Below are 1,438 nucleotides of genomic sequence, written 5' to 3'. Positions count from 1 at the left end.
ATCTGCACGTCCGAAAACAGGCCAGTTCCGAACAGTGCCTTGACCGCACCGTCGATATCGGAACTGGAGAAAGCCTTGCCCGGCTTGATGGTGATGTAATTGCGGATGGTCTCAGCGTCGATACGCTGGTTGCCGCTCACTTCCACTCTGCTGACGACAGCGGCTTCAGCCGCCGATGTGGCAACGAACTGCACTGCGAGCGCGCCTGGCACGACCATGGCCGCGGACAGGGTCACCGCGGACGCGGCGCTTAGAAACTTGGATGCTGCCTTCATCGGGCTTAATAACCTTTTCTCGTAGTCCCCACGGCGAGAAAACCGGACGTGCGGTAATTTCCCCTACCGTATTAACCGGATTTTCCCTACACGCAAGGCTTCTGGTTAATTTGTATTTACTTAACCCTGCGGCGTGGCTTTCGCGTCACTCATATCCCCTTGCATGGTAAACGGCGTCTCAACATCGTCCATGCAGAAGCCAAATTTCTTCATGATTTCAGCACCCAAACAGATCGTTCCAAAAAACGAACCCCATGAAGCACAGCACCAGAAGCAACCCGGCCCGATAGGCCATTTCCATCATCCGTTCCGACACCGGACGGCGAATGACAGCCTCCACCCCGTAGAACAAGAGGTGACCGCCGTCGAGGGGGGGAATCGGCAAAAGGTTCAGAATTCCGATGCCAACGGATAGCAGTGCAACCAGCTGCACCAGCCATTCGAATCCCAGTTTCGCAGCCCTGCCCGCCATGTCGGCGATCTTCACCGGACCGCCCAGCTGACATTTGTCTTCGCGCCCGACAACAAAGCGCTGCAGGAACTGGCCGGTGCGCTGGATGACGTGACCGGTTTCCTCGACCGCCGCCGCGACCGCTCCGACCGGCGTGTAGGTGATCAGCCTCGGCTGACCGAGTTCCTTGTTGTTGACGACACCGATCACGGCGACCTTGACCTTGTTGCCGAGCGCGTCTTCCTGTTCCATCAGCCGCGGCGCCGCGGTCACAGTGACCTCCTGGCCGTCGCGCAACATGACGAAGGTGATTGCGTCGTCGGCACGGCCCGAGACCAGGCGCTGGACGTCGCCAAAGGTTTCGACCTTGTTGCCGTCGACACTGACGAATCGGTCGCCGGGAAGGATGCCGGCCTTCGCCGCCGGGCTGTCGGCGGTCACCTCGGCCACCATGGGCTCGGCGACATAGCGGCCATAGGCGGTGAACAGCACGGAAAAGACGACGATCGTCAGCAGGAAATTGAACAATGGTCCGGCCACCACCGTTGCCGCGCGCTTCCAGATCGGCTGAGTGTGAAAAGCGACCTTGCGCTCGTCCTCGGTCAGCGTTTCAATTTCTTCCGACGTGGGCTGGCTCGATGTGGCGTTCATGTCGCCGACGAATTTTACATAGCCGCCAAGCGGTATCGCACACAGTTTCCAGCGCGTGCCG

Annotated in this window: 2 protein-coding genes; both read right to left on the bottom strand. The window is 59.5% G+C overall.

Annotated elements, in window-relative coordinates:
- On the bottom strand, nucleotides 1–275 hold a 275-nt coding region (locus EN984_RS34490; RefSeq protein WP_281057384.1), incomplete at its 3' end, for a POTRA domain-containing protein.
- A 217-nt stretch (nucleotides 276–492) separates the two neighbouring features.
- The coding region (gene rseP, locus EN984_RS34485; RefSeq protein ID WP_127384352.1) for an RIP metalloprotease RseP at nucleotides 493–1,438 on the bottom strand (946 nt) is incomplete at its 5' end.

Source organism: Mesorhizobium sp. M7A.F.Ca.CA.004.12.1.1 (assembly GCF_003997835.1).
Lineage (GTDB): Bacteria > Pseudomonadota > Alphaproteobacteria > Rhizobiales > Rhizobiaceae > Mesorhizobium.
The sequence above is the reverse complement of the archived record's forward strand: the minus strand, read 5'-3'. Positions and strand labels throughout refer to the sequence as shown.